The organism is Microbulbifer mixtoriginis (SeqCode) (genome assembly GCF_052467515.1).
Genome location: NZ_CP174314.1, coordinates 658,929 through 683,556 on the forward strand (window position 1 = coordinate 658,929; position 24,628 = coordinate 683,556).

A 24,628-nucleotide genomic window follows, 5' to 3' on the forward strand; every position below is an offset into this window, starting at 1 on the left:
AAATGGAATCCTCTCAGTTTGAAGAGCGGAATCCGTTGTCGACTCCTGTCGTTTAAGTTTCCTGGTTGATCTTTGAAGACCACAAAAAAATATTGCTGTTAACGCTAAGTACCTCTTTGTTTAGGGAAAATAACTCATTTCGTGAGAATTTAGTTTGGAGTGTAGTCGTGGGTGTGAGGTATTCTGGAAAATATGATGCCTGTTTTTATTTCACGGTAAGGGAGCAGTGAATGATGTCGTCAGTAAATTTTATTGGTTGAATTTTATGTGATTGATTAAGCTTTACTTTTTGCTTGTGAGTTTGTCTCTATTTTGAATGGGAAAGTTGGCTGGGGGTTGCTGGTTAGGAATAGTCGGTTGGGTGCGAGCGTTGATTTCTAAGATTCTTTCTTTCTAAAGCTTGCTTGTGAATATATGGCAAATTTAACTCTGAAGTTAAAATATACCTATGAGGGTAGTTACTTAGTGATTGTTTTTTAAGTGACTTGTGGAATATGTCACTGATGTAGTCTTTAGATGAGGTTGGGGGTTTTTGGCAGGCGGGAAAGTGCTGGTATGAACTCTGGTTTATGGTATTCCCAGGGTGAATATTGTGAGTAGTAATGCTGGGATGACTGTGGTCCAATTTTTACCATTAGGAAGCAATAAATAGATAGTGAATCATGCCTGCTAGCAAGTGACGCAATATAGCAACACAAAGTGTGACATTTTAGGCGATTGTCAAAGCTTCAGCTGTTAGGATGTGATATCGCTCGGTTCCACAGGGAAAAGTAACGTCATGAGTCACCTATTTGAGACACTACCATCCTGGCTATGGGTGAGTTTGGCGGTTATTACATTTTTCTTAGCTAGAGGGCCTATTCATAGAAGTATTTATTCCCTGGCAAGGCTATTTCATCGCTCATTATTGTTTTCTGCAAACGCTGTTGAGCTTGCCGGGCAGGGCCTCCGTGAACGCAATCGAGAGGTACTGCTGGCTAGAGGTCGTGAGGTAACAGAGTGGCAAATTGAGAGGGAGTTTGAGCGAATAGAAAGTAGTTTAAAGCGGGATATGGCACAATATCCTACGTTGCATCGTCATTTGTGTGAGCAGATGACAACCATAGATGATGATTATGTGCGTAGCGCAGAGGTTCCTCCAGAGCCATCAAGCTGGGCCCGGGCAATCCGCTCTGTGGCGGAAATTCCTACTCCAGACGATACAGTTGTGGCAGATGTGTTGGAGACTATTAATCACTCTATGCGCAAGGCTGAAAATAAAGCTCTGGAGTCTTATCGGGAGTCTATAAGGGAGCGTCATCAGCTACTAAAGCGCATGATGCCTGGTTGGCGTTCCATATTGAAAACTCTGGGAAGAATGAATAAGAGTGTGGAATCTGTAATTTACCGTAGCAAAGTATTGGATGAGCATATGTCACGCTACGAGGAGATATTACAGGAGAGTGATCGTAGTTTACGCCTTCTATCCACCTCGTTTTTTAGTCGTTTTTTTATCTCTTCACTGGTATTGCTTTTGATAATGGCAGGGATTTGGTTGAATCACCAATTAATTGCCAGGCCAGTGGCAGAAATCATTGGAAGTAACAGCTTTCTGGGGGGATATGGAACAGCGGATATTGCTGCTTTGGTTTTAATCTTAATACAAACTGTCACTGGTATTGTGGTTATGGAGTGTTTGAGGATTACGCGATTATTTCCCTCGATCTCCGCATTAACTGATTCAGTACGGAAGCGTTTGCTGTGGTTTGGGATGCTTCTACTCTTGTGTTTGGCCTCTATTGAGGCGGGACTATCACTCTCAAGGGAGTTACTATTACAACAGGATCAGTTGCTTACGGGGTTATCTGAAACGAGCGGTTCTGCTGTTACTGAGATAAACGCTTACTGGACTCTCGGGCTCGTACAAATGATGTTGGGTTTTACGCTCCCTTTGGTCCTGGCCTTTATCGCAATACCTTTGGAACAATTTTTACCTTCTGCCCGCACGGTGTTTGGTAGTGTCTTAGTATTTTTCCTGAATGTGTTATCAGTGGGTTTACGTCTTCTGGCGGTTATTGCAATAAATTGTGGCACACTCCTTAATCGTATCTATGACCTAATAATATTTCTGCCTCTTTGGTTGCAGCATACTTATAGGCAGTTTTGTAAGGCTTCAGAATTAGATGTTGCGTCGGATAAGTCGAAATCACCAGTAAGCCAATCCAAGTCAGAAATAAATATTGAGAAAGAAGTGTCTACAGGAGGAGCCGCTAGTGTCTGACTGCTATTTAAGTAATGATTGCAGCCCAGATAAATCAATTTAGCGTCTTTTTATTGATCTTAGGTTTTTGAAATAGATGTCAATGTTACTTATTTTTTTATTTCTTTTGCTTGTGTTGTTCCTATATGCCCGCTCGGGCATTGCGCCAAAATCAGCATTAAAGCTACCTTTATGCAAAGGGCCTATGGTTATCGCACATGGCAATGATTGTGGCAATGGGCTTTTCCCGGGGAATACTCAGGAATTTCTGCAAAATATGGTGATGCAGGGGGTGGATGCTATTGAAATAGATGTTTGGCTTAGTGCTGACGGGCATTTGGTTTTACGCCATGATCCTGATCTGGAAGATTCAACCGATGGTAGTGGGTTTATAGAGGACTTTACCCTGGCTCAACTGCGTAACTTAAATGCAGCTCACCACTGGAGTCGTGACCAAGAATCTTACCCCTATCGACATAAACCTTTGAAAATAATTACCCTAGAAGAGGCTTTACAGATAGTGGGTAAGACGCCACTAATATTGGATATAAAAAGTAAACAGTTACGGGCCGCACGACAGTTGAATGCTTTGCTCGAGCGCACTGGCAAGAACAGTCAGATTATCGTCTCCTCATTTAATCACAAGGTTCTACTGGAATTTCGACGATTGAGCCCGGAGACGGCGACCGGTTCTACAAGCTGGGAGGCGACCCTTCTATTTTTTGCCCAGTTACTGCGTGCGGAAAGCCTGCTAGCCCCCCGTTATCAAACTATGCAATTGCCCATGCAATTTTGGGGGCTCAATGTGGTTTCCAGGGGCACTATGCGTGCGGCGCGTAAGCTTAACCTGCACGTCTCTGTGTGGACTGTAAATGGGCGGGCCGATCTACAGCGCTATATCGATATGGGAGTGAATGGTATTGTTACCGACCGCCCGGATGTATTGATGAGTATGTTGCCCAGTCGGGAGCCAAAGGTAGAACCAAAGCTACTTGAACGGGCTTCCTAAATTGAGCAACATTGCAAAAACAATATGACAATAACAACAGAGAAATGTTTATGAAGCAGATTGCAGGTATTGGGGTGCTGTTAGCGTCTCTAATCAGCACCCCGGTATTGGCGGAAGACCGCTTTACCAAAGTAGAAATTAGTAGTGAGCCGGTGGCAGGAAATGTTTATATGCTCCAGGGGGCCGGCGGCAATATCGCAGTACTGGTCGGAGAGGACGGCACCTTTATGGTGGATGACCAATATGCGCCACTCACCGCAAAAATACAGAAAGCGGTGGCGGGTTTGGCAGATCAGCCGCTGCGCTTTGTGATCAATACCCATTGGCATGGCGATCATACTGGCGGCAATGAAAACCTAGGTAAAAGCGGCGCCCTGATCGTTGCCCATGAGAATGTGCGTAAACGTGTGAGTACCGAACAGTTTATTGAGGCTTTTAAGCGTAAGGTTGAGCCCTCACCGCCGGCAGCACTGCCGGTAATCACCTTTACCGATGCCACTACTTTTCACTGGAATGGCGATGAGGTGAAGGTGCAGCATGTTGGCCCAGCCCATACCGATGGTGACTCTATTGTGCATTTCGCCAAAGCCGATGTGATTCATATGGGTGACATCTATTTTAATGGCACTTATCCATTTATCGATCTTTCATCTGGCGGTTCGGTGGATGGCATGATTGAAGCAATGGACACCGCATTGGCGCTTTCTGGCGAAAACACCAAAATCATTCCAGGACATGGCCCTCTGAGTAGTCCTGAGGAGTTAAAAGTGCAACGGGATATGTTGCAGACCCTGAGGGATCGTATCCAGAAGCTGGTTGATAATGGTCAAAGCCGTGACCAAGTCATTGCTGCCAAACCCACCAAAGATTTTGACGAACAGTATGGACAGGGTTTTATGACACCAGATATATGGACCGGTATTGTGTATGACTCCCTGGCTGCAAAATCCAAGACGTCTTGATCCCATATTGATGGTGACGATTAAAAGTTACTGAAATAAAAAGGCCCGGATATTTCTATCTGGGCCTTTTTGTTTAGGGGCTTTCTTGAGCCCGGCTATTAAAGCATCTGTAGTTATCAGGATGCTTGGGGTTCAGCATCATTTAACTCCGTTGGAGTTTCTACTGCTATCTCTGTTTTCTCCTCTCGCACTCGGAACCAAGCTGCATAGAGAGCTGGCAGGAAGATCAGGGTCAAGCCAGTAGCAACGATTAGTCCCCCCATAATGGCGACAGCCATGGGGCCGAAGAAGTCACTGCGTGACAGTGGAATCATCGCCAATACCGCAGTCAGAGCGGTTAAAACGATCGGGCGGAAACGCCGCACAGTGGACTCAATAATTGCCTCCCAGGTACTCAAGCCCTGGCTGATATCCTGCTGTATTTGATCCACCAGAATGACGGAGTTGCGCATAATCATACCGGCCAGGGCGATGGTGCCGAGCATGGCGACAAAACCGAAGGGTTTGCCGAACAGCAGCAGGAACAAGGTAACCCCGATCAGTCCCAAAGGCGCGGTGAGGAAGACCATGGTGGACAGGGACATGCTGCGCAGCTGCAGCATCAGTAGGGTGAATACCACCAAGATAAATAGCGGCATACCGGCATTCACTGATTTTTGTCCACGCTCGGATTCCTCCACACTGCCACCAACTTCCAACAGGTAGCCCGGTGGCAGTTGTTCTCGAATGTTTTGCAGGCGCGGCCAGACTTCATTCACCACGGTTGCGGGCAGTTCTTCACCATAAATATCGGCACGTACTGTGACGGTGGGCAGGCGATCGCGGTGCCAGATAATCCCTTCCTCGAAGCCGTACTCCAGGGTGGCAATTTGGTTCAGGGGGACACTGCGGCTGCTGTCGGTTTGCACCGCCAGGTTACCCAGTTGGCTGAGGGCGTAGCGTTCCTGCTCATCGCCGCGCACACGCACGTCAATCAACTCATTGTCTTCGCGGTATTGGCTAACGGTAATACCGGTGAGTGAGCTTTGCAGGGCGCGGGAGAGCGAGGCGCTGTTCACGCCCATAGCACGGGCGCGGTCCTGATCGATATTCAGGTTGACGGTTTTACTCGGTTCCTCCCAATCCAGGTGGACGTTGGTGACCTTGGCATTTTCCCGCACGCGCTCGGCAACCTGACGGGCCAGGCTGCGCACTTCACCAATATGCTCACCAGAGACGCGGAACTGCACTGGATAGCCAACCGGTGGGCCATTTTCCAGGCGGGATACCCGGCTGCGCAGAGTGGGGAATTCCTGCTCCATGGTTTCGATCAGCCAGCTGCGTATCTGCTCGCGCTCCTCTACGTTACGTGTCATCACTACAAACTGGGCAAAGCTGGCCGCGGGTAACTGCTGGTCTAATGGCAGATAGAAACGCGGTGAGCCGGTGCCCACATACACCACATAGTTTTCCACTAGGTCATTTTTATCCAGCAGGGTTTCCAATCGCTTGGCCTGGTACTCGGTGGACTTCAGCGAAGCGCCTTCGGCCAGCTTGAGATCGACTAACAGTTCCAAACGCCCGGAAGAGGGGAAGAACTGCTGGGGCACCAGGCGGAAAAGTGCCAGGGAGCCAATAAAGATCGCCAGGGTTGCCACTATGACAGTTTTGCGGTGGCGCAGGCACCAGGTGATCAGGCGGCGGAAGCGCTGGTAAAAGGGCTTCTGGTAGGGGTCTTGAACCTCGCCACTGTGATTGTGGCGAGCCAGATTGGGTAAAAGGTAATGGCCCAGGTAGGGCACGAATATGACTGCGGCAATCCAGGAGACAACCAGGGAAAGTGTGACCACCTGGAAGATTGAGCGGGTGTATTCCCCGGTGCCGGATTCCGCCGTGGCGATGGGTAGGAAACCGGCGGCGGTGATTAAGGTACCGGTGAGCATGGGGAAGGCAGTACTGGTCCAGGCGAAGCCGGCGGCTTTCAGGCGACTGAGCCCCTGCTCCATTTTAATGGCCATCATTTCCACGGCGATAATGGCATCGTCCACCATCAGGCCAAGGGCGAGTACCAGGGCGCCCAGAGAAATCTTGTGTAAGCCGATATTGAAGTAATTCATCAGTGCGAAAGTCATGGCCAGCACCAATGGTATCGATAGCGCCACGATTAAGCCTGGGCGGCTGCCAAGAGAGAAAAAACTCACCAGCAGGACAATGCCCAGTGCCTCAGCCAACACTTGCAGGAATTCCCCCACACCGCGTTTCACCGCCGCGGGTTGGTCGGACACCTTGCGTAACTGCATGCCGATCGGCAGATCTTCCTGCAGCTCGGCAAAGGTGGCGTCCAGCTGTTTGCCCAGCTTGAGGATATCACCGCCTTCTTTCATGGAAACGGCCAGGCCGATGGCGTCCTCGCCCATAAAGCGCATACGCGGTTGTGCAGGATCGCTGAAACCGCGGTGTACTTCGGCAATATCACCCAGCCTCTGGGTACGCCCGCCGGCAGTGATGGGAAAGCGGCGTATTTCATCGACCGAGTGAAATTGACCGCTAACGCGAATGCGCACGCGGTCGCTCACCGTATCTACAAAGCCCGCATCGGCGACCTGATTTTGCGACTGCAGTGCGCTTTGCACTGCACTGAGGGGAATGCCCAGAGAGGCGAGCTTGGTGTTGGAAATTTCCACCCAGATTTTTTCATCTTGCAGCCCCAGTAATTCCACCTTGCCCACATTCTTGACCCGCTGCAGTGCCAACTGCAGGCGCTCGGCATAGTCTTTCATCAGGGCGTAATCGAAACCGCTGCCGGTTAGCGCATAAATATTGCCGAAAGTAGTGCCGAATTCGTCATTAAAAAACGGGCCCTGGATATCCGGTGGCAGGGTCTGGCGGATATCCCTGACCTTTTTGCGTACCTGATACCAGAGATCGGGGATGTAGCGCGAGTGCATATCGTCGCGGGCGACGAACAACACCTGGGATTGGCCGGGACGGGAGAAAGAGGAGATGCGCTGGTAGTCACCAGTCTCCAGCAGTTTTTTCTCCACCCGCTCGGTAATTTGACGGGACACCTCCTCGGCACTGGCGCCGGGCCAAAGGGTATTGATCACCATTACCTTGAAAGTGAAGGGAGGGTCTTCGCTTTGCCCAAGTTGTGTGTAGGAGGCAGCGCCCAGCAATCCCAGCACGATCATGGCGTAGAGTACCAGCGGGCGGTTTTTCAGCGCCCATTCGGAAAGGTTAAAGCCCATGGTTATTTCTCTGTATGGAAGCACGGATTGATCGAACTAACAGTGCTTCGGCAATTTCATCGGAGCGCGTTTTAGCGTTCAGTCCAGTTGTTATTTTGGGGTGGTGTTTAGTTAGTCCTGCTGGGCAAGCGCGCGGTCCGGATCGATTGGGCGATTCATACGGTCCACGGGACGAATCTGTTGTCCCTCCAATAACAGGTGAGTACCAGCGGCAACGATCCAATCATCGGCGCGCAGGCCAGAGAAAATCGGTACAAATTCTTGGCCGAAGGCACCTACGGTGACTTCGGTTTTATGCAGGGTTTGTTGTTCGCGGTTCAGTACCCAGACAAAGGCTTTGCCGTTATCGGCGCTCACTGCCGACATGGGTACTTGTAAAACATCGGTGGCCACTGCTTTGGGAACGAATACTCGGGCGCTCTGACCTATTTCAATGCCGGTGGTCTTATTGGTAAAGGCCACGCGTGCTTCAAAGGTGCGGGATACCGGATCTGCGGCGGGGGAGAGTTCCCTCACCTGGGCGGGGAAGGATTTACCGGGCTGCGACCAGAGTTCTACGGTCAAAGGTTGGCCGACACGGAAATGGCTAATTGCCTGCTCCGGTAAATCGATGCGCACTTCGCGTTCGCCGTCGGCGGCAAGTTCGAAAATCCCCTGACCAGCGGCGACAACCTGGCCAGCCTCGGCCATGCGGCGGGCGATAACACCGCTCTCTGGAGCTTTCAGTTCCGCATAGGCGGCTTGATTACGCGCTACGTCTAATTGCGCCTTGGCTTGTTGCAGGCGCGCATCGCTGGCTTCGAAACGGGTCTCCACCGCATCGAACTGTGATTGGCTGACCAGCTGGCGCTCCAATAGTTTGCGGTGGCGCCCCAGCTCGCTGCTGGCCAGGCGCTGGTCTGCCACGGCGGAGGTGAGGCGTGCGCGTGCGGAATCCAGTTGTAGGAGCAGGTCTTCGGTATCCAGTTCAGCCAGCGGTTGGCCCTGCTCAACACGGTCGCCTACATTAACCAGGCGCCGTTGTAATTTGCCACTGATGCGAAAGGCCAAAGCGGGTTCGAAGCGGGCTCGCACCTCGCCGGGATAAAAATCCTGTTGGGCACTGGCCACTTGTGGCTGGACCATCACCGCTGGGCGGGGTTTTTCTAATTGTTCGGTGGACTCTGATGGCGCGCAGGCGGACAACAGCAGGCTGAACGACAGGGCAGCGAAGAGTAGCGATCGGTACATAGGGGCTCCCTTCCTCGGCGGCGAGGCGACAAGGTAAGTCCGGAAGTGGACGAGTCATGGCCGGGCGGCCGGTAATGTTATACTAGCGAGTATAGTAAATTTATTAAACTGGCGAGTCCAGTATATGGAGTGCTATGTCTGAACAGACTCAGACGGCCGCCCAGCGCGGGCGTCCCAAGGATCTGGCCAAACGCCAGGCCATTCTCGATGCAGCCAAAGAGCTGTTTCTGACCAAAGGCTTTGCCGCTACCAGTGTGGATGCGGTGGCCTCTGCTGCGGGCGTATCGAAACTGACGGTGTACAGCCATTTCTCCGATAAAGAGACGCTGTTCAGTGCTGCGATTACCTCCCGCTGCGAGATGATGATGCCCCTGCCCATTTTCGATCTGAAAGAGGGGGATTCGGTGGCAAAAGTACTGGAGCGCATTGGTCAGGCTTTTCTAAGCATGGTGGATAGCGAGGATAGTATCCGCCTGTTACGGCTTTTATGTGCTCTGGCGGCGCAGGAATCAAAACTTGCTCAGTTGTTTTTCGATGCGGGCCCCCAGCGCATCCTTCGAGATATTGAGCAGTTGCTGCGCCGCGCTGCCGAGATGGGCAAGTTGCAGGTGGCAGACCCGGCTGAGGCCGCCGAGGACTTTATGGGCATACTGCTGGGTTGCCGGCACATGCGGGTATTGATCGGTTGTTGTGAGGTACAGGCCGAGGGTGAGCGGCGCGAGCGGGTGCGTAAGGCAGTGGCGCTTTTTATGCGGGGGTACCGCTGACAAGCTACTGGTTGGGGTTTTCCGGCATCGCTGGGCAACGGTTGATATCGCCGCTTATTTCCAGCCAGCCCGGCTTGTTTTGGTAGTAGACGTAACGCTCTGGTCGGATAAATACCGGGTCGTCGAAGGCGCCCCCAGCTAGGCCGCGAAGCTCTGGGAGAAATTCCAGTGTCCAGCTGAGGGCGCTGCCGCATTGCCCACAAAATTGGCACTCTATCCAACGGCCCGCATCGGACATTAACCGGTGACTTTTCAGCCTGCCTCGAATGAACTCTACATTGTTTTTTTCGAAATACACTGATACGCCTATTAAGCTACCGGTGCGTTTCCGACACCAGCTACAGGAACAGAGGCTCACTCGGCGCGGCTGGCCAGTGGCGCGAAATCGTACGAGGCCGCAGGCACAGCCACCTTCGTGAAATTCCTCCATCCCTAAACTCTCACCGATCAGGTTTTAATGCGGTAACCGGTGCGGAAAATCCACCAGACTGTTACCAGGCATAGGAAAAGGAAGAGTAATGTCATTCCCACGCTGAGGCCCAGGTTTACATCGGCCACACCGTAGAATGCCCAGCGGAAACCACTGATCAGATAAACCACCGGATTAAACAAAGTCACTTTTTGCCAGAACTCCGGCAGCATACTGATGGAATAAAAAGCCCCACCGAGAAAGGTTAAGGGGGTAATAATCATTAGCGGAATAATTTGCAGTTTTTGGAAGTCATCGGCCCAGATGCCGATAATAAAGCCGAACAAGCTAAAACTAACGGCGGTTAGCACCAGAAATGTGACCATCCAGAATGGATGAAGGATTTCATAGTCCACAAAAAATCGCGCGGTGAGAAGGATTAGTAGCCCGAGCAGAATTGACTTGCTGGCCGCAGCGCCGACATAGCCGGCAACAATTTCAAAGGGGGATACCGGTGCCGATAGCACTTCATAAATAGTGCCTGAAAATTTCGGGAAAAAGATGCCGAAGGCGGCGTTGGCAATACTTTCTCCCAAAAGCGCCAACATCAACAAGCCTGGGATAATAAAGGCCCCGTAGCTCACACCTTCGATGTCTCCCATACGCGAGCCGATAGCGGCACCAAAAACAATAAAGTACAGGGATGTGGAGAGTACCGGAGAAGCGACACTTTGTATCAATGTGCGCCAAGTCCGTGACATTTCAAATTTGTAAATTGCCGCAATACCATACCAGTTCATTATTGTGCCTCCCCACTGAGTTGCTCCTCGCCTTGGTGCTGTGCAGAGTGCACCAGATTGACAAATATTTCTTCGAGAGAACTCTCCCTGGTATATAAATCGCGAAATTCAATATTTGCAGAGGTGAGGCGGCGAAGGAATTCCGTAATACCGGTATTTTCACTCTTGATATCGAAGCGATAGATGAGTTCACTACCATCTCCGTTGAGGCGCAGAGGCAGGTCGGAGAGGCTGTCAGGAATAGTTTCCAGAGGCGTGGGTAATTGTAGGCTGAGCTCTTTTTCCCCCATTTTTTGCATCAAAGTTTTTTTATCTTCAACCAATACTAATTCACCGCGATTAATAACACCGACCCGGTCGGCCATCTCCTCCGCCTCTTCAATATAGTGCGTGGTGAGAATAACGGTTACGCCTGAGTCGCGCAGGTCGCGCACCATCCCCCACATATCCTGGCGCAGTTCCACATCGACCCCGGCGGTGGGTTCGTCCAGGAAGAGCACGCTGGGCTCATGAGATAAGGCCTTTGCGATCATCAGGCGTCGTTTCATACCGCCGGACAAGGTGACTATTTTGTTGTCTCTTTTTTCCCATAGGGAAAGCTGTCGAAGGATTTTCTCCAGGTAAGCGGGATTGGGCGGCTTGCCAAACAAGCCGCGGCTAAATTGAATTGCGCCAAGCACGCTCTCAAAGGAATCTGTGGCAATTTCCTGGGGGACCAAGCCAATTTCGCGCCGTGCGTGGCGGTAATCACGTTGGATATCGTAACCATTGACTGTAACGTTGCCCTGACCAGGATTGACGATGCCACAGATTATACTGATCAGAGTCGTTTTGCCGGCACCATTGGGGCCGAGCAGTGCGAAGATCTCACCCCGTTGAATATCTAAGTCAATACTTTTTAGGGCGTTAAACCCACCACTATATGTCTTGTCGAGACCTCTAACAGAAATTATCGGTTTCACTTTCTCTCCTAAGCGTGGCCTTGCAGGCGGCTCGGCCAAAATATTTTTAGTGTGTATAGATCCTACTGCAAAAACATTTTTGCGGAGGGCTTCGGTTTTAACCAATGCAGGAGCAGTGCCAGGGAGGCTAAAAGTAGCAGCGTAGTGCTGGCTGCGGAAAAACCACTGGCGAGGCCAAAACGTTCTATCCAGGGCTGGCTGATAAATGGTGAGATAAATTGTCCGATAAAAACACTGGCGGCGAGAGCTCCAGATATTCGCCCACGAATGTTGGGAGTGGCAGATTCCAGCCCGGTGGCAAAAATATGGGGGATCAATGTCCCCATACCGCAGCCGTAAATCGCGGTGGCCATTATTATTGCATTAAATGAATCTGCCTCGGCGATCAGCCCCATACCACAGGCCATAACAGTAAAACCTAACACAAAAACGCCACTTTTTCCCAAGTAGTTACGTGCCAGAGGGTAGAAAACCAGTGAAGCCAGGGCACCCATTAAATTGCTGGCAGCAATGGCAATGCCCGCGAGGCTGGGGGTGTCTGCTCCAATCTCTTTTAGCAGGAATGGGAGCTGTGTGGGAATCAGGAAAAAGATAAGACTGTTTAGTAAGGCTGCACCCAGCAACAAGGCGAATGCTGGCCAATCGGGATTTCCATTCGTGACATTGTTGGGGAGTGGTTCAATACTATTGCGTTTAGGTTCTGGCAGAAAACGCAACACGGCAGGGATTAGTAGTAGTGCCACTGCGTAAATAGCAAAGGGCGCGCGCCAATGTAAATCTGCCAAGAGTCCACCGGCCAAAAGGAAGACAACTCCGCCGAGGCTGATAAAGGCGCCCTGCTGACTCATATAGGTTTGCCTTTGAATGGGGCTGAAATAGTCACCTACCAGGGCGGTGACTGAAGTCATTGTGCCCGCCACTGCAATTCCCAGAAGGATGCGACTGGCCAAAAGTCCCACCAAGCTTTCCTGTAACAGTGCAGAGATGCCGGCCAGGGCATAAACAGTTACCGCCAGTAACAGCAATTTCCTGCGACCATAACGGTCGGATATAAACCCGGCGATAGGTGCAAATAGAGCGATCATTAATGCCGGTAGGCTCAAAATCAGGCGACTGAGCAGGGCAATATCTTCATGTTGGGCAAAATGTGCCTCCAGCGCCGGTAAGGATGGCGCTATGGTGGCACCAGACATAATTGTGAGCGCCGCCAGGCACAGCAATGTGAATCGCATCGGCACCGGTATAGCTGATTCCGCCATTTCGCGGGTTGGTGCTGCGCTGTTAAGTATCACCGGCGCCCTCCGCTATCGGTTTCTCTATTCTCTACGCTCATGGAGGTGATTGGTTGGCATAGCCCCTCTTGCACCGCCAGGCTGATACTTTGACTTTGTGCTGCCACTAAAAGGGAAGTGGCAGTTGTAGCCGGTACTTCTATGACTGGGTAGGTTTGTTTGCTGTTACGGTTCATCATGATTCTCCCTGGGCTTGCAATGGAATGCTGCGCAGTGTAAAACCTCAAGTAATATTGAGGTCAATAGTTATCGGAGACATCTGATGTCTGATACCAGTGAAAAGAAAGAGTCGGTTTGTGGAAACAAGAAATGCCGTCGTGAGATGACCGTAGGTGAGGTTGCAGAGCGTAGTGATGTGGCGGTGAGTGCGCTGCATTTTTATGAAAGTAAAGGGCTGATCAGCAGCTGGCGCACCAGCGGCAATCAGCGGCGTTACTCGCGGGACGTATTGCGACGTGTGGCTATTATCAAGGTGGCACAGAGCACTGGTATTCCCCTCGCCGAAATTCGTGAGGCCCTGTCTAATCTTCCTGATGGGCGTACACCCACCGCGAAGGATTGGGCCAAGCTTTCCGCCGGCTGGCGTGAGGAATTGGACCAACGCATTCGCCAGCTTACCCAGCTGCGCGACCGTTTGGAAGGCTGTATCGGCTGCGGCTGTCTTTCCATGGTGAGCTGCCCGCTCCGCAATCCAGGGGACCAAGCTGCAGAGCAGGGGGCTGGGGCGCGCTATCTGGATATTGGCAAGTAACGAGGTATTTTTGCGGGGTGAACTATTCGGCCCCTGAGATATTTGATTGAAACTACTGGAAAATTTTCCGATAAAAATCCAGAGTGCCCAGCCATGCGTCCTGCGCGGCTTCCTGGTTATAGGCCAGCGGCAGACCAAATTTCTGCCCGCGCTCAGTTGCAACAGGATTGGTGAAGCCGTGCAATACGCCGGGGTAGCTCACCAGGGTAAATTTGGCCTCGGCCTCCTGCATCTCCGCCACAAAAGCGCCGACCTGTTGCGGTGGGATCATGCTATCGGCACCACCGGTGTAAACCAATAATTCCGCTTGGACTCCCCCTTTTTTAGTATGAACCTCGCTGGCCAGGGCTCCGTGGTAGCTGACCACGCCACGAAGTTCCACACCGAGGCGTGCCATGGTCAAGGCTACGCCACCACCAAAGCAATAGCCCTGAGCAGCGACTTGAGTTTCCTCGACAACTTTATGCTGTTGAAGCAGGGTGAGGGCGGTGCGGAAACATGCCTCGAGGGATACAGGATTCTCAAGTGCCTCATCGCGATACTGCTGGGCTTCAGCGGGATCATCGGTTTGCTTGCCACTACCAAACATATCCACCGCAAATGCACAGTAACCCTGTCCGGCGAGCCTTTCCGCCTGCTCGCGTACAAAGGCATTGTGCCCCCACCATTCGTGAACCAGCATAACGCCGGGACGTTTTTTTTGAGTTGTGTCGTCCCAGGCGAGATAGCCGCTATAGGACTTGCCATCTACCGCATATTCGATCACTTCGGTTTTCATCGTTGCATGTCTCTCTGGCGAATGATGGATACTGTTATTTCAATAATTTGGGGGGGCCTTTGAGTTCCACTAAATTTTGCTCGGGATCATAAATATAAATTGATGGGCCCATGCCTTCGGCACCGTAGCGCTGTTGTGGCGCGGAGGGGTCAATATTCTTCCCCTTCAAATAAGCAATGATTTTATCGGCTTCGAAAGGGTCTATACGCAAACAGAAATGATGTAAATTACGCCCCTCTATGCCTGGGGCTGCACCACCCTCGCGACCGATGCCTTGATCAACTGGAACCAGATCGATCAATGAGTGCCCTGCGCGCAACTGATAGAGACCCAACTCCTTATTCTCTCGCTCCATGGTGCAGTCGAGGACTCCTTCATAAAAATCGCGCATTGCAGCCAGGGATTTAACCCTCAGCACTACATGGTCAATATGTTGAATTTTGAACACTGGAATTCCCTATAATTGTGGCGGGCGCTAATCTGGCGAATAAAAAATAATACAAATAACCGCCACCGCTGCTAAAAGCCAATAATGGCTGTGGTTGAAAGCTTTGATCCAAATATCTGCGCCAGTGTATTAACGGCTCTAAGTGTAGGGGGTGTGAGGCTTTATGGGCCAGGTGGGGCGTGTATTGCAACTAGTGCTGTGCCTTTGCGCGGAGTGCTGGTTGAGAAAAGCGCAATCCGCGCATTTGGATATGAATTTATCGAACAATATTGGCCTTAAGCGCTATAAGCCTTATCAAATTTCTCCCGCAGGCCTTTTGCCGATCTGACAATCTCTGTTTCCAGCACCGCCGCAACTGCCTGGTTCTGTGCATTTTGCTGCAGCTTCGTGCGCAGCAGCTGGGAAATCTCTGGCTTGCAGGAACCACAGCGGGTCCCGCAACCCAGGGCGTCACCCAGTGCATCAATCGAATTGACCCCCTGGTTGATCGCATTTTCAATCTGTGGATGTGAAACCTGCATACAGGCGCACACTATGCGTTCACCTGGTGGAATTGCCTGGAGAAACTGGGCAGGGTTTTCAGGTATTTCCAGTTGTAGGTAGCGTTCCAGGGTGCGTCGGTCAGGAAGCGTCTGCCAATCATTACTGGAAAAAATAAGCAGCTCTATTTGTTCGCTACAAGCGAGCCAACGCTGGCTATTTAAGGTCTCTATTTGTTGCCAGCGTATATCTGGATTTTCTTGTAGTAATTGGGCACCCAGTTGGCGGCCATTTAAGGGGGTGCTGAGCGCCAACTCAAAGCGATATCCATTTTGACAGGGCACTCGATACCAGTGCAGTAGATTTTCTTCCACATGTGTCTGTAGCCAGCGCCAAAGGTTTTGTGCCAGTGGTTCCGGGCAAATAAGGGTGACAAAGCTCTTACAGTCGAGGGCTTGCAGCTGAACCGGTACCTGCTTAAATTCGGGCTGACCGGAAATTGGGTCTACTTCTGCTGCGGCAAGGGCGCTGACCTTAGACTCTTGGGCCAAGGTCTGGCTCCAATGAATAGGAGCGAATAGCTCACCGGGTTTTTGGCCACTGTTTAAGACCGCACGTCCGCACATTCTACCCTGGGCACTGTGTAACTCTACCAACACGCCCTCGTCTATACCGTATTTACGCGCGTCTCTGGGGTTTATCTGAATTTCGGCAATCTCACTGTGATCCAGCAATTTCCGCGCGCGGCCGGTACGGGTCATGGTGTGCCATTGGTCACGTATGCGGCCGCTGTTTAGCCATAGGGGATAACCAGGGCTTATTTGTTGCTGGGGTGTACGCGGCTTGACAGCAATAAAATTGGCTCGACCAGTTTCAGTGAAAAATTTTCCGTTGCCAAATAATCGTGCACTACCCTGGGGATTTTCCCGATTTACCGGCCACTGTACTGGTTCAAGCGCATTGTATTCATTTTGCTCGATATTACTAAAGAGTGAGATATCAAAGGCGCGACTGCCGTTATTTTCGAAACCTGACAATTGTGCATGTTCTCGAAAGATATCTGCGGGATGGGTAAAGTTAAACTGCTCGCGGAACCCTAGGCGGCTGGCCAAATCACAGATAGCCTGCCAGTCGTGACGCGCCTCTCCAGTGGGATCGATAAAAGTGCGCTGCCGGGAAATACGCCGCTCTGCATTGGTAACTGTGCCATTTTTTTCTCCCCAGCCGGTGGCCGGCAGTAGTACATCGGCACAGCGGGCGGTATCGGTATCGGCGATGCAATCGGAAACAATCACCAGCGGACATTTACGTAGTGCCTCAGTCACCCTCTCTGCTTCAGGCATACTCACCGCGGGATTAGTGGCCATAATCCAGATTGCTTTGATCTGGCCGGTCTCCACTGCATGGAACATATCCACCGCTTTTAGTCCGGGGGCCAGTGCCATATTGGGAGCATCCCAGAAGCGCCGCACCCGATCGATATCACTCTCTTTAAACTCCATATGGGCGGCGAGCATATTGGCCAGGCCGCCTACTTCACGCCCCCCCATCGCGTTGGGTTGGCCGGTAATAGAGAAAGGACCAGCTCCAATCTTGCCAATGCGACCTGTTGCCAGGTGGCAGTTAATGATTGCATTGTTTTTGTCTGTGCCGCTACTTGATTGATTAACCCCCTGTGAGTAAAAGCTAAGTGTTTTTTCCGTTTCGGCAAACAAACGGAAGAAAGCTAATAACTTTTCTGCAGGTACACCACAACTCAGTGCAGTTTGCTGTAGGGACCAGTGCTGGGCCGCTTCCAGAGCCAGCTCAAAGCCTTGGGTATGATGCTGAATATAGTGGTGATTGAGGCGGTTGTGCTGGGCGAGGAAATTAAGCAGACCATTAAACAGTGCTGCGTCGCTGCCGGGATTTATCGCCAAGTGCAGATCGGCCATCTCGCTGGTAGCGCTAGCCCGCGGATCAACGACTACTATTTTGGCCTTGCCTGCCTGCATACGCTGGAACAGTATCGGGTGGGTCCAAGCGGCATTAGAGCCTATTAAAACAATAAGGTCTGCCTCTTCGAGATCCTCATAACAACAGGGCACGGCATCTGCACCCAGGGCGCGCTTGTATCCTGCTACGGCTGAGGACATGCAAAGGCGTGAATTGGTATCAATATTGGCGCTGCCAATAAACCCCTTCATTAATTTATTAGCAACATAATAGTCTTCAGTAAGGAGTTGCCCGGAAAGGTAAAAAGCTACTGAATTCGGGCCGTGCTCGTGAATATTGCGGGCGAATTCATCGGCCACATAAGACATAGCGGTATCCCAGTCACAGGCTTCGCCATGCAAATGTGGGCGTAAGAGTCTCCCATGCTCACCGAGTGTCTCCCCAAGGGCTGAGCCCTTAACACACAAACGGCCAAAATTAGAGGGGTGCTGTTTATCACCTGTGACGGAAATTACAGAAGTACTTTGCCGCTTTTCCTTGTTAATAGTTACTCCACAGCCCACCCCACAATAGGGGCAGGTAGTGCAGGAACGCTGGGTGCTTAGGTATTCCTTTACTGCCATTATTATTCTTGCTTATTTATCACAACCGATATAAACGGTATTTCCATTAAATGCTAAAGGGTAAGTGGCAAGCTGGATATTACCATCCTCCATACAAACGCCATCTTCAAGGCGAAAGTGATGTTTATAAAGTGGTGAGGCAATAGTTAATTCACCATCCAGTTCTGCGATTATTCCCCGTGAAATAATGCCAGCTTGTGCGATCGGGTCCCAGTTGTCAACGGCGTAAAGTTGTCGCTCTTGCCCCGGTAAAAAAAATAGGGCGATACCTTTCCTCTCAGGTTTTGCTAGATAGTCCGTTTTTTCTGAGGAGGTATCGCCCCAAAGGGCACACACCCCGGAGTTGCTGACTAAATCTGATCTTTGGCAGATCGGCAGCCAATGGGGGTGGGTTATGGCATTGGATGTATGTGAGCTTTGTCTGGCGCTGGCTTGGTGCATAACAATTTCCTTGCGGGATTAAGAGAAAAATCAGCAATTGAAATTAAATTTTCATAAATTAAATGTATAGGATTGTCTCTATGCAGATTCAGCAGTTTCTATTATTTCTTCAATAGTTGCAGGGCGGGGCTGGCCGCGTTCCTTGACGAAAATAATATTGTCATCGCTCTCATTGCTGTTAACAAACTGACGAAATCGTTTAAGTTTTTCCGGATCGTTGATTGCGGACTTCCATTCACACTGATAACTATCGACAACGCGTTCCATCTGGATTTCCAGCTCGGTACAGATTCCCAATTTGTCATCGATAATGACTTCACGTAGATAGTCGAGTCCGCCATCAAGGCTTTCCAGCCATACCGAGGTGCGCTGCAATTTATCGGCAGTACGCACATAGAACATCAGGAAACGATCGATATAGCGAATCAGGGTTTCATCATCCAGGTCGGTAGCGAATAGATCGGCGTGGCGCGGGCGCATGCCGCCATTGCCGGCAACAAATAAGTTCCAGCCTTTTTCTGTGGCGATAACGCCCACATCCTTGCTCTGCGCCTCGGCGCACTCGCGTGTGCAGCCCGATACAGCCATCTTTATTTTGTGTGGGGAGCGAAGCCCCTTGTAACGGTTTTCTACACGTAGGGCCATGGAAACACTGTCTTGCACACCAAAGCGGCACCAAGTACTACCTACACAGGACTTTACCGTGCGCAGAGATTTGCCATAGGCATGGCCGGTTTCAAATCCCGCATCAATGAGTTCCCGCCAAATTTCCGGCAGTTGTTCCAGGCGTGCGCCAAACAAATCGATACGCTGGCCACCGGTAATTTTGGTGTAGAGGTTATAGCGTTTGGCAACATCGCCAATCACGATGAGTTTCTCTGGTGTGATTTCTCCACCGGGAATACGCGGTACTACAGAGTAGCTACCATTTTTCTGCATATTCGCCATAAACGTATCATTGGTATCCTGCAGGCCAACGTGGGCTTGCTCCAGGATATGTTCATTCCATAGGGAGGCGAAAATAGAGGCGGCGGTGGGTTTACATACTTCGCAGCCCTTGCCGCTACCATGCTTTTGAAGGAGATCATCGAAGGTTTTAATTTCCTCCACCTGAATAATGTGGAACAACTCTTGGCGACTATAGGGGAAGTGTGTACAGAGATGATTGTTGACCTCCATTCCCAGAGCGGCTAATTCACTATCGACGATATCCTTCAGCAATGCGGCACAACCACCACAACCCGTGGAGGCCTTGGTGGCATCCTTCACTTCAGCCAAGGTATGACAGCCGCCATGTACAACATCCAGAATTTGCCCTTTACTCACGTTATAACAGGAGCACACGGTAGCATTAGTGGGGAGAGCGGAAGCACCAAGGAGTGATTCCGCTCCGTCAGTTGAGGGAAGAATCAGTTGTTCCGGGTGCTCTGGCAGGTCGATATCATTGAGATGATATTGCAGAAGAGTATCGTAATCCCCAGTATCACCAACCAGTACAGCGCCGAGCAGTTTCTGGCCTGTAGCATCGGTTATCATACGCTTGTACACGCCGCTCTGCTCATCGACAAAAGTAATCGCTGCAGCGCCTTCGCTGCGGCCGTGAGCATCGCCAATAGAGCCAACCTGCACACCGAGAAGCTTTAATTTAGTGCTCATATCGGCACCATTAAAAAACGTCTCCATGCCGGTGAGCTGTGCGACGGTGGTGCGAGCCATACTGTAGCCTGGAGCCACCAGGCCAAAAATTTGCCCCTCATAGAGAGCGCACTCACCGATGGCAAAAATGTTGGGGTCTGATGTACGACAACGGTTGTCGATGACAATACCTCCTCGCTCACCGACTTGCAGTCCTGAGGATTTTGCCAGCTCATCTTGAGGGCGAATTCCTGCAGAGAACACGATCATATCGGTAATCAGTTCGTCCCCCCCTTTAAATTGCATACACAAGCGGCCGTCAGCGTCTGTAATAAGTTCGGTAGCTCGGCTGGTATGTACAGTAACGCCAAGGGCCTCGATTTTTTTTCGCAGTAAATTGGAGCCGCCCTCATCAAGCTGAGTGGACATCAGTCCTGGAGCAAATTCCACCACATGGGCGTCAAGCCCTAGGGTTTTCAAGGCGTTTGCCGCTTCCAAACCGAGCAGGCCACCACCGACAACGACGCCACTTTGCGCGTTAGACGCAGCTGCGCGAATCGCATTCAAATCTTCGATGGTGCGGTAGACAAAGCAGCGCTCGTGTTGATGCCCTGGGATGGGGGGCACAAAAGGATAGGAGCCAGTAGCGAGGACCAATTGATCATATCTATGTAAGCTTCCAGTCTGGGTGGTAACAGTTTGCTTTTCGCGATCGATGGAAGCTATCGGATTGTTGAGCTCTAGCTCAAAACCCCATTGTCGATATTGCTCAATATGACCCATAGCCAAATCTTCCGCACTGCACCCAGCGAAGTATTCGGATAGATGTACTCGATCATAAGCAGGTCTGTTTTCCGCACAAAAGACTGTGACGATAAAACCGGTGCTTTCATTTTTTTCTGCCAGCTGCTCAAGAAAGTGGTGCCCGACCATGCCGTTACCAATCACAACCAGCTTTTGCTTTTTTGTCTTTTCAGTCATTGATATTCCTGCCATCTAGAAGCGATTCTCTTGGCAGGAGGGGCGGATGATATGACAAGGGCGCCTCCTCTTCTGCCGAAGAGTACAGGCGCCGTTGCCTCGAATTGGGGGATAATTTTGTTGGTCATTAAATACATTCAATCTTCATGCCAGTATTTATCCCAGGGATGGCGCCTATCCGCTCCTATTGTCCACAATTTTTGCGGTATGTTGGTGCAGAAAACTTTTTTTCTGCTCTGAATTGGTGCTTAGTTAAATTTTGTGGAATATTAAACGGGAAATGTCATCTTAAGTTACTGAGAGGCAAATGAGGGATTAACCAAGAGGGGGCTTTAGAAAATATACAGAAGGTGGGAAAGCAGTAGGATCAGCGCTATGAGCTGCCAGAATAAAATTGGATTTTTTTCCAGTAGAGGATGGTTCTGGGCAGGTTTGAAGGTTGGATTGGGATGCTGCAGGTCCTGGATAAATTCGGATAGGCTATCGTATCTTTGTTTAGGATTGGGGGCACAGGCTTTTTGCAAGGCACTATCTATCCAGTGGGGGATATCCTTGCGGTGCACATATGCATTTGTATAACGCAATTGTTGATAACTTTTGAGGTGATAGTGCAGATTGCCGAGGCGCTCAGGGTAGGGATATTTTCCTGTGAGTAATTCATAGGTAATTACTCCGAGAGAAAAAATATCTGAACGATGGCTGGCGCTATCGCCAAAAAAGAATTCAGGAGCCGCATAATTCTTACTGCCTGGAGTATCAATTTCTGTGAAATGTAATTGCTCCCTAAGGCCTGGTCCATCGACCCCTCCGAGGTCAATGATCACTAGACGACCATTGTTGCGGATCATAATATTCTCCGGCTTCAGATCGCCGTGTACAATCTCTAATCGCTGCAGGCTGCGCAGGGCACTTACCAGCTGAGAAAGTAATTCCCTTACCTGGGATACTTCTGGCTGAGGGTTAAGTTGCATCCACTGTCGCAACGTCTGCCCCTCAATATATTCGAGAACATGATACAGGCAAGCGCGTTCGGCTCTTGGAGCGTATAGCTTGATAATCCCTGGATGATTTATTCGCCTGCCGGTCCATTCTTCGGCGATAAAACGCTCGATATAGTTTGGATCATCACAGTAATTTACCGATGGCGTTTTCAGTGCGCGAAGCTCTCCGGTCATATGATCTTGGGCCAGGTATAGGTGGCTACGTTTACTGGCATAAAGCTCCTGCAAAATAAGAAAACCATCGAGTTTTTGTCCTGGGTTCAGATCGGGAGCGAAGGGAAGCGTTCGGCTGTGCATTGCCAATTCGTCGCATTGAGGAAAGTCCAGATTATTAACCCTGGCGACGACTGCACTCAGGTTATCTTTGGAACCTGATTTTAGGGCCGCATCAATGAGTTGTTGTGGTGTAGTTTTGTCAAACTCAGAAAGTCTTTTCTGGATAGAAATCTCTGGCAAAAAATCGTGGATGCCATCGCTACTCAGTAAATAAATATCACCGGTTTGCAGTGCTTCACAGCGGTAGTCCACTTCAATATGGACATCCATTCCCAGGGCTCTACTGAGAAAAGTGCGCCCAGGAGACAGCTGGTGGCTGTGATCACGCGTGAGGCACTCAAGCTTGCCAGCGCGCAGGCGGTAGATACGTGTATCGCCGATATGCACCATGTGGGCGCTGGTACCTTTAAAAATCAGGGCTGAGAAAGTGGTCAGCCAACCCCGCTGGATTTCCACACTGCCTCCACTTTGCCGGTATAGCCAGCTGTTGAGGGAGTGGAGTACTCGTGCAACAGCATGGCGAGTAGACCAGGTTTCCGGTGTGCTGTAATAGTCCGAGAAAAAACCGTTGATGGCTGCACGAGCAGCTTCGCCGCCGGCCTCGGCGCTGGCGACGCCATCCGCTACTGCGGCGAGTGCGCCATAGCGCTTTAACTCTAGCCTCTCGGGTAGCCGTACGGCACAAGCATCATCATTGTGTTGGCGATGACCGGAACAGGTAGCACTGAAAATTTGCAGAGCATGCAACTCTTTACTCTGCAAATTTTTAGAAGCTCCATGGGCGTTTTGTATCCCTACCGGAGTTTTTGTGTGCTGTTCTTTATCAGGCGACATCGATCATCGACACGCTGCCATCTGGGTGTACCTCAGCCATTTGACCCTCAGGTTCCTCCAATAATAACAGTGCTGTAAAGCCGAGAAGTGCGGTGATGCCGATAACCATAAAAAATGTTTGGTAGGAAACCAGGCTTAACACGGTGAGATAAAAAACTGCCCCGACATTGCCGTAGGCCCCAGTCATACCTGCGATCTGCCCGGTAAGACGGCGCTTGATTAGAGGGACTACAGCAAATACAGCCCCTTCACCGGCTTGCACAAAGAAAGAGCAGGCCATGGCAGCGGCTACCGCCAAGTAGAGTGGCCATTCGGCATCAATCAGGCTCATGGTGAAGTAACCCAGTGCCAGGCCTGCAGTTAGTATCAGCAAGGTGGGTTTGCGTCCCCAGCGATCACTGATTAAGCCGCCTGCTGGACGAGACATCAAGTTCATGAAGGCATAAGCTGAGGCAAGTAATCCCGCTTTTACAGGGTCTAGGGTAAAAGTCTCAGAGAAAAACAGTGGCAACATGGATACTACTGCGAGTTCTGAACCAAATGTAGCAAAGTAGAGAAGATTGAGTACGGCTACCTGCTTAAATTTATAACGATGTACGGGAGCCGGTGGATTAGTGAAAATCTCCCGGTTGATGCTATATGTCTTGCGTGCATCCAGTAGGTAAAGTAAGCCGAGCCCACAATAAATCAAGGTGGCAGCGAGACTGGAAATCAAGTTTACACCGCTTGAAAGTTTCCAGGTCAACAACGCCAGTGCGGCATACATTGGTACCTTCATAATCAGTAACAGTACAAAGTCTCCTGAGCTAGTGACCTCCATAGCCCCTATTTTTTTTGGTTTGAAATAAGTGGAGCCCTTGGGGGTATCGGTAACTGAGAAGTAGTAAATCACACTATATACCAGTGCAATAACTCCGGTGATTCCAATCGCATAGCGCCAGCCATTGTCGCCACCAAAAAATAGAGCGATGGTCGGTAAGCTCATAGCGGCAGCGGCAGAGCCAAAATTACCCCAACCGCCGTAAATTCCCTCAGCAGTGCCCAGTTGACGGGCGGGGAACCATTCGGAAACCATGCGGATACCAACGACAAAACCAGCGCCAATAAAACCGAGCAGAAAGCGACCTATTGCCGCCTGCATAAAGTTATCCGCTAAGGCAAAAATAAAGCAGGGTACACTGCCGATAGCAAGCAACAGGGAGTAGGTAAGCCTGGGACCGTATTTATCGGTGAGCATCCCGATTACTACTCGTGCTGGAATGGTTAGGGCTACATTTAAGATCAGTAGCGTTTTTACCTGATCAGGAGTCAATGACAGGCTTTTCGATATTGCCATCAATAATGGGGCATGATTAAACCAGGCAAAAAACGTAATAAAGAAGGCCACCCAGGTTAGGTGAAGAATCTTTATCCTTCCTCGAAATGAAAAAAGATTGAGGGATTCACTAGACATGCGTATTTCCTTTATTTGCATACTTCACAGGCATAAAAAAAGCCCACCACCGCGCCCCTTTGGTCGCAGTCAATGGACTCCATTGCCCGATATTT

The 24,628-nt window shown here is 50.5% G+C and carries 19 protein-coding genes; 5 read left to right on the plus strand and 14 right to left on the minus strand.

Annotation, left to right across the window (positions count from 1 at the left end; genetic code table 11):
- Positions 1–778: 778 nt before the first annotated feature.
- The 3 genes from ACJJIT_RS02725 to ACJJIT_RS02735 all read left to right on the plus strand — a co-directional run bounded on the left by ACJJIT_RS02725 (position 779) and on the right by ACJJIT_RS02735 (position 4,210).
- The gene (locus ACJJIT_RS02725; RefSeq protein WP_444899893.1) at positions 779–2,260 is read left to right on the plus strand and encodes a hypothetical protein; all 1,482 of its coding nucleotides are present in this window, start codon (positions 779–781) and stop codon (positions 2,258–2,260) included.
- 184 nt (positions 2,261–2,444) lie between these two features.
- On the plus strand, positions 2,445–3,248 hold the full coding sequence (locus ACJJIT_RS02730; protein ID WP_444899894.1) for a glycerophosphodiester phosphodiesterase: 804 nt from the start codon (positions 2,445–2,447) through the stop codon (positions 3,246–3,248).
- A gap of 50 nt (positions 3,249–3,298) precedes the next feature.
- On the plus strand, positions 3,299–4,210 hold the full coding sequence (locus tag ACJJIT_RS02735; protein ID WP_444899895.1) for an MBL fold metallo-hydrolase: 912 nt from the start codon (positions 3,299–3,301) through the stop codon (positions 4,208–4,210).
- Between the two features lie 116 nt (positions 4,211–4,326).
- Here ACJJIT_RS02735 and ACJJIT_RS02740 read toward each other — a convergent pair whose 3' ends face one another.
- Both ACJJIT_RS02740 and ACJJIT_RS02745 read right to left on the minus strand, forming a co-directional pair.
- Positions 4,327–7,437 carry an efflux RND transporter permease subunit gene (locus ACJJIT_RS02740; RefSeq protein WP_444899896.1) on the minus strand — a complete coding sequence of 1,037 codons (3,111 nt, stop codon included), beginning with the start codon at positions 7,435–7,437 and terminating at the stop codon, positions 4,327–4,329.
- Positions 7,438–7,548: 111 nt separating this feature from the next.
- A complete protein-coding gene (locus ACJJIT_RS02745; RefSeq protein ID WP_444887125.1) occupies positions 7,549–8,667 on the minus strand; it encodes an efflux RND transporter periplasmic adaptor subunit in 1,119 nt (372 codons plus the stop codon).
- A 134-nt stretch (positions 8,668–8,801) separates the two neighbouring features.
- On the opposite strand from ACJJIT_RS02745, the gene ACJJIT_RS02750 reads away from it, so the two are divergent.
- Positions 8,802–9,434 (plus strand): TetR/AcrR family transcriptional regulator, encoded by a 633-nt coding sequence (locus ACJJIT_RS02750; protein ID WP_444899897.1) that lies wholly within the window; start codon positions 8,802–8,804, stop codon positions 9,432–9,434.
- Positions 9,435–9,438: 4 nt separating this feature from the next.
- On the opposite strand, the gene ACJJIT_RS02755 is transcribed toward ACJJIT_RS02750, so the two are convergent.
- The 5 genes from ACJJIT_RS02755 to ACJJIT_RS02775 all read right to left on the minus strand — a co-directional run bounded on the left by ACJJIT_RS02755 (position 9,439) and on the right by ACJJIT_RS02775 (position 13,073).
- Positions 9,439–9,864, minus strand: a complete 426-nt coding sequence (locus ACJJIT_RS02755) for a GFA family protein (protein ID WP_444882668.1) — start codon at positions 9,862–9,864, stop codon at positions 9,439–9,441.
- A 17-nt stretch (positions 9,865–9,881) separates the two neighbouring features.
- A complete protein-coding gene (locus ACJJIT_RS02760) occupies positions 9,882–10,643 on the minus strand; it encodes an ABC transporter permease (protein WP_252083213.1) in 762 nt (253 codons plus the stop codon).
- Entirely contained in the window at positions 10,643–11,605 is a 963-nt protein-coding gene (locus tag ACJJIT_RS02765) for an ABC transporter ATP-binding protein (RefSeq protein ID WP_444882667.1), read from the minus strand. The genes ACJJIT_RS02760 and ACJJIT_RS02765 overlap by 1 nt, the downstream gene beginning before the upstream one ends.
- Positions 11,606–11,667: 62 nt before the next feature.
- Positions 11,668–12,897 carry an MFS transporter gene (locus tag ACJJIT_RS02770; protein WP_444899898.1) on the minus strand — a complete coding sequence of 410 codons (1,230 nt, stop codon included), beginning with the start codon at positions 12,895–12,897 and terminating at the stop codon, positions 11,668–11,670.
- Positions 12,894–13,073, minus strand: coding sequence for a hypothetical protein (locus ACJJIT_RS02775; protein ID WP_444889478.1), 180 nt, complete (start codon positions 13,071–13,073; stop codon positions 12,894–12,896). Before ACJJIT_RS02775 ends, ACJJIT_RS02770 begins: the two co-directional genes overlap by 4 nt.
- A gap of 86 nt (positions 13,074–13,159) precedes the next feature.
- On the opposite strand from ACJJIT_RS02775, the gene soxR reads away from it, so the two are divergent.
- The gene (soxR, locus tag ACJJIT_RS02780) at positions 13,160–13,648 is read left to right on the plus strand and encodes a redox-sensitive transcriptional activator SoxR (protein WP_444887120.1); all 489 of its coding nucleotides are present in this window, start codon (positions 13,160–13,162) and stop codon (positions 13,646–13,648) included.
- Between the two features lie 52 nt (positions 13,649–13,700).
- Here soxR and ACJJIT_RS02785 read toward each other — a convergent pair whose 3' ends face one another.
- From ACJJIT_RS02785 to ACJJIT_RS02815, 7 genes are all read right to left on the minus strand, one after another.
- Positions 13,701–14,426 carry a dienelactone hydrolase family protein gene (locus ACJJIT_RS02785; protein ID WP_444887119.1) on the minus strand — a complete coding sequence of 242 codons (726 nt, stop codon included), beginning with the start codon at positions 14,424–14,426 and terminating at the stop codon, positions 13,701–13,703.
- A gap of 34 nt (positions 14,427–14,460) precedes the next feature.
- Complete coding sequence (locus ACJJIT_RS02790; protein WP_444899899.1) at positions 14,461–14,874, minus strand: VOC family protein; 414 nt, start codon at positions 14,872–14,874, stop codon at positions 14,461–14,463.
- 275 nt (positions 14,875–15,149) lie between these two features.
- Positions 15,150–17,912: a nitrate reductase gene (locus ACJJIT_RS02795; protein ID WP_444899900.1), complete on the minus strand. Its 2,763-nt coding sequence runs from the start codon at positions 17,910–17,912 to the stop codon at positions 15,150–15,152.
- Positions 17,913–17,924: 12 nt separating this feature from the next.
- A complete protein-coding gene (gene nirD / locus ACJJIT_RS02800; protein WP_252083207.1) occupies positions 17,925–18,353 on the minus strand; it encodes a nitrite reductase small subunit NirD in 429 nt (142 codons plus the stop codon).
- 78 nt (positions 18,354–18,431) lie between these two features.
- On the minus strand, positions 18,432–20,969 hold the full coding sequence (gene nirB, locus ACJJIT_RS02805; RefSeq protein ID WP_444899901.1) for a nitrite reductase large subunit NirB: 2,538 nt from the start codon (positions 20,967–20,969) through the stop codon (positions 18,432–18,434).
- A 332-nt stretch (positions 20,970–21,301) separates the two neighbouring features.
- Positions 21,302–23,080 carry a protein kinase domain-containing protein gene (locus ACJJIT_RS02810; RefSeq protein WP_444899902.1) on the minus strand — a complete coding sequence of 593 codons (1,779 nt, stop codon included), beginning with the start codon at positions 23,078–23,080 and terminating at the stop codon, positions 21,302–21,304.
- A complete protein-coding gene (locus ACJJIT_RS02815; protein ID WP_252083204.1) occupies positions 23,070–24,533 on the minus strand; it encodes a NarK family nitrate/nitrite MFS transporter in 1,464 nt (487 codons plus the stop codon). Before ACJJIT_RS02815 ends, ACJJIT_RS02810 begins: the two co-directional genes overlap by 11 nt.
- Between the last annotated feature and the right edge of the window lie 95 nt (positions 24,534–24,628).

Excerpts from the sequence above, each read along its gene's own strand:
- ACJJIT_RS02725 (WP_444899893.1), top strand. The coding sequence starts at position 779 with ATGAGTCACCTATTTGAGACACTACCATCCTGGCTATGGGTGAGTTTG.
- ACJJIT_RS02730 (WP_444899894.1), top strand. The coding sequence starts at position 2,445 with ATGGTTATCGCACATGGCAATGATTGTGGCAATGGGCTTTTCCCGGGG.
- ACJJIT_RS02735 (WP_444899895.1), top strand. The coding sequence starts at position 3,299 with ATGAAGCAGATTGCAGGTATTGGGGTGCTGTTAGCGTCTCTAATCAGC.
- ACJJIT_RS02740 (WP_444899896.1), bottom strand. The coding sequence starts at position 7,437 with ATGGGCTTTAACCTTTCCGAATGGGCGCTGAAAAACCGCCCGCTGGTA.
- ACJJIT_RS02745 (WP_444887125.1), bottom strand. The coding sequence starts at position 8,667 with ATGTACCGATCGCTACTCTTCGCTGCCCTGTCGTTCAGCCTGCTGTTG.
- ACJJIT_RS02750 (WP_444899897.1), top strand. The coding sequence starts at position 8,802 with ATGTCTGAACAGACTCAGACGGCCGCCCAGCGCGGGCGTCCCAAGGAT.
- ACJJIT_RS02755 (WP_444882668.1), bottom strand. The coding sequence starts at position 9,864 with ATGGAGGAATTTCACGAAGGTGGCTGTGCCTGCGGCCTCGTACGATTT.
- ACJJIT_RS02760 (WP_252083213.1), bottom strand. The coding sequence starts at position 10,643 with ATGAACTGGTATGGTATTGCGGCAATTTACAAATTTGAAATGTCACGG.
- ACJJIT_RS02775 (WP_444889478.1), bottom strand. The coding sequence starts at position 13,073 with ATGAACCGTAACAGCAAACAAACCTACCCAGTCATAGAAGTACCGGCT.
- soxR (WP_444887120.1), top strand. The coding sequence starts at position 13,160 with ATGTCTGATACCAGTGAAAAGAAAGAGTCGGTTTGTGGAAACAAGAAA.
- ACJJIT_RS02785 (WP_444887119.1), bottom strand. The coding sequence starts at position 14,426 with ATGAAAACCGAAGTGATCGAATATGCGGTAGATGGCAAGTCCTATAGC.
- ACJJIT_RS02795 (WP_444899900.1), bottom strand. The coding sequence starts at position 17,912 with ATGGCAGTAAAGGAATACCTAAGCACCCAGCGTTCCTGCACTACCTGC.
- nirD (WP_252083207.1), bottom strand. The coding sequence starts at position 18,353 with ATGCACCAAGCCAGCGCCAGACAAAGCTCACATACATCCAATGCCATA.
- nirB (WP_444899901.1), bottom strand. The coding sequence starts at position 20,969 with ATGACTGAAAAGACAAAAAAGCAAAAGCTGGTTGTGATTGGTAACGGC.
- ACJJIT_RS02810 (WP_444899902.1), bottom strand. The coding sequence starts at position 23,080 with ATGTCGCCTGATAAAGAACAGCACACAAAAACTCCGGTAGGGATACAA.
- ACJJIT_RS02815 (WP_252083204.1), bottom strand. The coding sequence starts at position 24,533 with ATGTCTAGTGAATCCCTCAATCTTTTTTCATTTCGAGGAAGGATAAAG.